Origin of the sequence: Archangium sp., assembly GCF_045802675.1 — a bacterium.
GTDB lineage: Bacteria > Myxococcota > Myxococcia > Myxococcales > Myxococcaceae > Archangium.
Genome location: NZ_JBJMQO010000010.1, coordinates 36,313 through 42,775, shown reverse-complemented (window position 1 = coordinate 42,775; position 6,463 = coordinate 36,313). Strand labels below are relative to the sequence as shown.

Genomic DNA, 6,463 nt, shown 5'->3' with positions numbered 1-6,463 from the left:
GACGCCATCGAGCTTCAGCGAGGGATGGGCGATGAGCTGGCCATCCTCGCGGAAGAGCATGTTGTGGGCCCCGGGCAGGTGGTCGTTGATGGTGCGGGTCATCAGCTCCTCGAGGAGGACATCGTGGCTGACGGTCGCGACATGGCGGCCGTTCACGTCCACCGGCGTGGAGACCGAGGCCATCCATTGATTGGACATCTCGTCCTCGAAGATGCCGGTCCAGGCGGTCTGCCGGCTCGGGTTGTTCTGGGGCAGGCCGAGGTCGAAGTACTCGAGGCCGGCCAATTTGAAGTCGGGCGCGAGGTCCAGGTTCCAGGTGGGGTAATCCGGCCAGTAGCCCGCGATGGCGCCCTCCGGCAGGCTCATGTACGTGGTCTTGAAGCGGATGTGGAAGGCGGGGCCGTACTGGCCGAGCACGTCGTACGCCGCCAGGAGCCGGGTGCGGAATCCGGCGTCGAGCACCACGTGCGCGGGAACGAAGACGCCCACCATCCGCTTGCCGTCATAGCGCTCGGGGCGGTTGCGCACCGTGCCATCCGGGAGCCGCACGAACAGGCTGTCGAAGCGGGAGTCCACGTCCTCCTTCGAGAGGGTCCGGAGCCGCTCCCCGAAGGCCTGTTTGAGGGCCGCGTGATTGTCCTCCGCGAGCACGAAGATGGACTGCTCGCGCTGGCCGCGCTCGGAGACATGCTGCCGCAGCTGCGCGAGGGCCTCGGTGCGCAGGGTGTGGAACATGTGGAGGTAGCTGAAGAAGGTGGTCAGGGCGATGATGACCGCGATGCGCACGCCCATCTTGAGGAGCGTTGATCGGGCCAGGGAGACACGGGAGCTGGCGGAGGGCTGTATCATGGTCGGTCGCGGGCCTGGCTTCGCGGCTCGCGGGCATGCGGGGCAACTGCTGCCCACATGCGCCGAGCACGCCAGGTGAGGGATTTTTCGGTGTGCGAGGGGACACGAAGCCAGTCATGGGAATTCCACACGGGCGCATGCGAGGAATTGCCTGCCCACATGTCTCCTGGAGCGTCCTGCGAGGAGGGGCTCGGGCGCCTCCCTTGGGTGGGGGCGGCCGTGACTGTCAAGCCTTTGTCGTGTGAGAGGCGTTGGGCTCCCGATATTTGTCAATGCTTTGTATAGCGCGTCCCAAACAGGATGTGCCAACGTTTGTCGGATGAGCACCCCCCTTCCTCCAGACGTCGATCCCTTCGGGCTGCTGAAGCCCGAGTCCCTCCAGAATCCGTATCCCGTCTACGCGCGGCTGCGCGCCGAGGCGCCGGTGTACTTCAGCGAGGCCCTGCGGGCCTGGTTGCTGACCCGCTACGAGGACGTGCTCGCGGCGTTCCGCGACCCGCGCCTCTCCTCTCGGCTCACCAGCGGCTATGGGAAGCTGCTCCCGCCCGCGGTGCTCGAGCAGCTCACGCCCGTGCTGCGCAACCTCGCCTCGTGGGCCCTCTTCACGGACCGGCCGGAGCACACGCGCCTGCGCGGGCTGCTCAACAAGGCCTTCACCCCGAAGGTGACGGAGAACCTGCGCCCGCGCATCCAGGCGCTCGTGGACGAGCTGCTGGACGCGGTGGCGCCCGCCGGGCGGATGGACGTCATCGCGGACCTGGCCAGCCCGCTGCCCGTCATCGTCATTGGCGAGCTGCTGGGCCTGCCGCGCGAGGACCGGCATCTGCTCAAGGCGTGGTCGGACATGCTGGTGGGCTTCCTGGGCGCCACCCGCGTGACGCCGGAGCTGTTCGCCGAGGCCGTGCGCGGCATCGTGTCCATGGAGGACTACCTGCGCCAGGTCATCGCCGAGCGCCGCAAGCGTCCGGGCGAGGACCTCATCAGCCGGCTGAGCGCCGCCGAGGAGCAGGGCTCCCTCCTCTCCGAGCAGGAGCTGCTCTCCACCTGCACCCTGGTGCTCTTCGGTGGACACGAGACGACCACGAACCTGATTGGCAACGCGGTGAACGCGCTGCTGGAGCACCCGGACCAGCTGGAGGTGCTCCGGCGCGAACCCGGCGCGGGGGTCTCCGCGATCGAGGAGGTGCTGCGCTTCGACAGCCCCGTCCAGCGGCAGATGCGCCTGACGTCCGAGGACCTGGAGCTGGGGGGGCAGCGCATTCCCAAGGGGCAGACGGTGGTGCTCATGATTGGCTCGGCCAACCGGGACCCCGCGCAGTTCCCCGAGCCGGACCGGCTGGACGTGCGGCGCCAGGACAACCGCCACCTGACGTTCGGCATGGGGGCGCACTTCTGCCTGGGCGCGCCGCTGGGGCGGCTGGAGGCACAGCTCGCGCTCGGCACGCTGCTGCGCCGGTTCCCGGGCCTGAAGCGCTCGGGGGGGACGCCGCACCGGGTGGAGAACCTCTCGCTCCGGGGCTTCGCGTCCCTGCCCGTCCAGCTGGCGTGACGGCCGGCGTCACATCCGGCTTGGGGCCACTCCCCCTGTCACCACAGAAGGGGAAGACAGATGAATTCGCTACTCGGGGTCCTCGGAACGCTGTTCTTCATGTTCCTCGTCCTGGCCGCCGCGGTCGAGGTCATCCTGGAGTTGTTCCGCGGTAGCCTGGAGCGCTTCGGGATTACCTGGGCCAAGGGGAAGATGTCGCTCGATGACTCGCTCAAGCTCGCCGCCGAGTTCGCCCCGAACAACACCGAGCTCAACACCCGGCTCCAGGCCGTCCGCTCCGCCGCCGAGCAGATCAAGGACAAGGTCCCGGGTGAGCTGTCCACGTTGGACTCGCTCAAGCAGAAGCTCACCGCGGTCGACGCGGCGGGGATGAACACCCTCGCGGGCGAGCTCAATGGGGTGGCGACCTCCATCAAGGCCCGGTTGGAGCAGAGTGAGCGCCAGCGCATCTTCATCCTGCGCGCGCTCGCGGCCGTCGTGGGCTGCCTCCTCGCCTGGAAGGTCCACTTCTATGTCTTCCAGATTCTCGCCTCGTCGCCCGATGCGAAGGATTGGCTGAGCTCCTTGAACGGCCTGCAGTCGGGGTGGATCAACGTGCTCGTGGGCGGTCTGGCGGCGGCGGCGGGCAGCTCCTACTGGCACGACCAGCTCGACAAGATTCGCAACCTCAAGTCCGTCGCGCAGGAGCTCAAGTAGTCCGGGAGCGGCGTCAGGGACGCGGAGGACGGCTTCCGGCGGCGTCGCGCACGGTGTGCACCGCCGCGTCCACCTCGGCGAGGATGCGGCGCGCGTGCTCCAGGAAGGCCGCGCCCGCGGGGAGCAGGCGCATCCCCCGGGCCGTGCGCTCGAAGAGGGGCGCGCCCAGCTCGTCCTCGAGCGCGAGGATGTGGCGGCTGAGGGGGGGCTGCGTGAGGTGGAGCCGGCGAGCGGCGCGTCCCACGTGCCCTTCCTCGGCCACCGCGACGAATGACTGGATGTGCGTGAGGCTCACGGGGTGAAGGTTAACTCAAGTCCCCGAGCCGGGTACACGGGGGTGCACCGCCGGGTGTCATGCCGAAACAGCATTGGACGCTCCGAGGACCCGGGTGCCACCTTGCCGGGCATGGGAATTCCACTGGTGAAGGGGACCGAGGTCGAACGGCTGCGCCTCGCGGGGCAGGCGGCGGTGGGGACGTTGGCGTACGTGGCGGAGCGGCTGGCGCCCGGGGTGACGACGGCGGACATCGACGCGTGGGTGCGCGAGGACACGGCGAGGCGCGGGGGGACGCCGAGCCAGCTGGGCTATCACGGCTTCCCGGCGACGGTGTGCACCAGCCGCAACCACGTGGTGTGCCACGGCATCCCGCGAGCGGACGAGCGGCTCGTGCCGGGGGACATCCTCAACGTGGACGTCACCACGTGTCTCAATGGCTTTCACGGGGACACCTCGGCCACGTTCTTCATTGGCGAGGTGTCCGAGGAGGCGCGGCACGTGGTGGAGGTGGCGCGGCGGTGCCGGGACGCGGGCGTGGCGGTGGTGCGCCACGGCGCGAAGCTGGGAGACATTGGCGCGGCCATCGACGAGCTGGCGCGGTCCGAGGGGTGCAGTGTGGTGCACGAGTTCGGGGGGCACGGCATCGGCCGCTCCATGCACCAGCCACCCCATGTGCCGCACGTGGGCCGCAAGGGGACGGGCATTACCCTGCGCTCGGGGATGGTGCTCACCATCGAGCCCATGGTGAACCTCGGGCGCCCGGAGGTGCGCGTGTTGCCGGATGGGTGGACGGTGGTGACGGAGGACGGAAGCCTCTCCGCACAGTTCGAGCACACCCTCCTGGTGACGCGCGAGGGCTGCGAGGTGCTCACCCCGTGGGTGCCCGCCGTCCGGGGCGGCATGCACGCCGTGGCCCTCGCCTCGCCTTGAGCGGGAGGCTCTCACTTCGGCTGCACGCCGAGCGCTCGCATCAAGTCGAGGGGGATGGGGACGATGGTCTGGTTGCCTCCCCCCGTTATCTCCACCAGCGTCTGCAGGTAGCGCAGCTGGAGGGTGATGGGGTTGCGGTTGAGCACGTCGGCGGCCAGGGAGAGCTGCTCGGCCGCCTGGTGCTCGCCCTCGGCGGCGATGATTTTGGCGCGGCGCTCGCGCTCGGCCTCGGCCTGGCGGGCGATGGCTCGCTGCATCTCCACCGGCAGGTCGACGTTCTTCACCTCCACGTTGGAGACCTTGATGCCCCACGGGTCCGTGTGCGCGTCCAGCACCTTCTGGATGTCGCGGTTGACGCGGTCCCTCTCGGCGAGCAACTGGTCCAACTCCACCTGGCCGAGGATGGCGCGCAGCGTCGTCTGCGCGAGCTGGCTGGTGGCGTAGAGGTAGTCCTCCACCTGGAGCACCGCCTTGTCGGCCTGGATGACACGGAAGTAGACGACGGCGCTCACCTTCACGCTGACGTTGTCCCGGGTGATGACGTCCTGCGGGGGCACGTCGCGCGCGACGGTGCGCATGTCGATGATGACCATGCGCTCGACGAAGGGGATGAGCCACCGGAAGCCGGCGCGCTTGAGGCCCACGAAGCGGCCGAGCCGGAAGACGACGCCGCTCTGGTACTCGTTGACGATGCGCACGCCGGAGATGAAGACGAGCACGAGCAGGCCCAGGGGGATGAGCCACCCGAGGGCTCCGAGGAAGACGTCATTCATGGCTTCACCTCGTCGACGAAGAGCGTGAGCCCCTCCACGCGGCGCACCACCACGCGGGCGCCGAGGGGAATGGGCGTGGAGGAGACGGCGGCCCAGCGCTCGCCGTGGACGAAGACCTCGCCGCCCGAGGGCGAGACGGCCCCGAGCACCTGGCCCACCTCCCCCACGAGCCCCACGTCTCCGGCGAGCTGGGGCCTGCGGCGGGCCTCGGCGGCGCGGAAGGCGAGGAAGACAGCGGCCCCGGCGACGAAGAGGGCGGTGGGCAGCACCGTGCCCAGGGAGATGCGCAAGGGGTGGTCGAGGAACCAGCCGGGGTCGAAGCGGTCCACGAGGAACACGCCGCCGAGCACGAGCAGCACCGTGCCCGCGGCGCCGAGCAGGCCACTGGTGACGAAGAGCTCGGCCACGAGCAGCGCTACCCCGAGCAGCAGCAGGACGATGGCGCCCGCGTGCACGGGCAGCGCCGAGGAGGCGAGCAGGGCGAGCACCAGGCACACCCCGCCGAGGATGCCGGGGGCGAAGAGACCCGGGTGGGTGAGCTCCACGGCGAGGCACAGGCCCGCGAGCAGGAAGAGGAGATAGACGACGGCCGGCTGGGCGAGCATGTGGAGGGCGCGCTGGGAGACGGAGGGCGCGAGCTCCACCACCTGGGCGTTGGCGGTGCGCAGGGTGACGGGCGTGTCGGCGACGGTGACGGTGCGGCCATTGGCCCACTCGAGGAAGGCCTCCTGGGTGGGGGCGACGTGCTCGATGACGTGCAGGGCGAGGGCCTTCTCGGCAGGGACGCTCTCGCTCTGGCGCACGGCGTTGATGGCCCACTCGGCGTTGCGGCCCCGCTGCCGGGCGATGGCCTCGATGAAGGCGACGGCGTCGTTCTCGATTTTGCGGGCCATCTCCTTGCCGCCGCTCTCCTCGGGATCCTGGCCGGTGAGACCGGAGACGGGATGGGCGGCGCCGATGTTGGTGCCAGGGGCCATGGCGGCCAGATGGGAGGCGAGGGTGATGAAGACGCCAGCGCTGCCCGCTCGCGCGCCCGAGGGCCCCACCCAGACGAGCACGGGGAGGTGCGCACCGAGGAAGGCCCGGACGATGGCGCGCGTGGACTCGAGCTCACCGCCCGGCGTGTCCAGCCGCACGAGCAGGGCCTGATGGCCGGCCTCCTGGGCCCGGCGCACGCAGTCGACGAGGTAGGCGCTGGAGCCGGAATCGACCATGCCGTCGAGCACGCAGCGGGAGACGACGGGCGCCGCGGGAGGCTGCGCATGCCCGGTCGCCTGCCCGAGCAGGAGCAGCCCGAGCAGGAGCACCCCCCAGATCGAACGCCCGAACCGCTCCATCACGCCTCCGTCCCAAGCATCGGGGCAAGCACTGGCCATGGGGCCGCCCCGG

At 70.0% G+C, this 6,463-nt stretch carries 6 protein-coding genes and 1 pseudogene; 3 read left to right on the top strand and 4 right to left on the bottom strand.

The genetic code is table 11. The annotated features are described in order from the left end of the window. Nucleotides 1-849 (bottom strand): annotated as a pseudogene (locus ACJ8AN_RS02360) (histidine kinase); the annotation flags it as partial. Nucleotides 850-1,168: 319 nt separating this feature from the next. Between ACJ8AN_RS02360 and ACJ8AN_RS02355 the strand changes: the two are divergent. Further along, nucleotides 1,169-2,398, top strand: a complete 1,230-nt coding sequence (locus tag ACJ8AN_RS02355) for a cytochrome P450 (protein ID WP_407753550.1) — start codon at nt 1,169-1,171, stop codon at nt 2,396-2,398. 60 nt (nt 2,399-2,458) lie between these two features. Continuing rightward, a complete protein-coding gene (locus ACJ8AN_RS02350; protein ID WP_407753549.1) occupies nt 2,459-3,094 on the top strand; it encodes a hypothetical protein in 636 nt (211 codons plus the stop codon). A 13-nt stretch (nt 3,095-3,107) separates the two neighbouring features. On the opposite strand, the gene ACJ8AN_RS02345 is transcribed toward ACJ8AN_RS02350, so the two are convergent. Then, nucleotides 3,108-3,389 (bottom strand): LysR family transcriptional regulator, encoded by a 282-nt coding sequence (locus ACJ8AN_RS02345; RefSeq protein ID WP_407753548.1) that lies wholly within the window; start codon nt 3,387-3,389, stop codon nt 3,108-3,110. Between the two features lie 111 nt (nt 3,390-3,500). Between ACJ8AN_RS02345 and map the strand changes: the two genes are divergently transcribed. After that, nucleotides 3,501-4,301, top strand: a complete 801-nt coding sequence (gene map, locus ACJ8AN_RS02340) for a type I methionyl aminopeptidase (RefSeq protein ID WP_407753547.1) — start codon at nt 3,501-3,503, stop codon at nt 4,299-4,301. Nucleotides 4,302-4,312: 11 nt separating this feature from the next. Here map and ACJ8AN_RS02335 read toward each other — a convergent pair whose 3' ends face one another. Both ACJ8AN_RS02335 and ACJ8AN_RS02330 read right to left on the bottom strand, forming a co-directional pair. After that, nucleotides 4,313-5,074, bottom strand: a complete 762-nt coding sequence (locus ACJ8AN_RS02335; protein ID WP_407753546.1) for a slipin family protein — start codon at nt 5,072-5,074, stop codon at nt 4,313-4,315. Continuing rightward, complete coding sequence (locus tag ACJ8AN_RS02330) at nt 5,071-6,411, bottom strand: NfeD family protein (protein WP_407753545.1); 1,341 nt, start codon at nt 6,409-6,411, stop codon at nt 5,071-5,073. Before ACJ8AN_RS02330 ends, ACJ8AN_RS02335 begins: the two co-directional genes overlap by 4 nt. Nucleotides 6,412-6,463 lie beyond the last annotated feature (52 nt).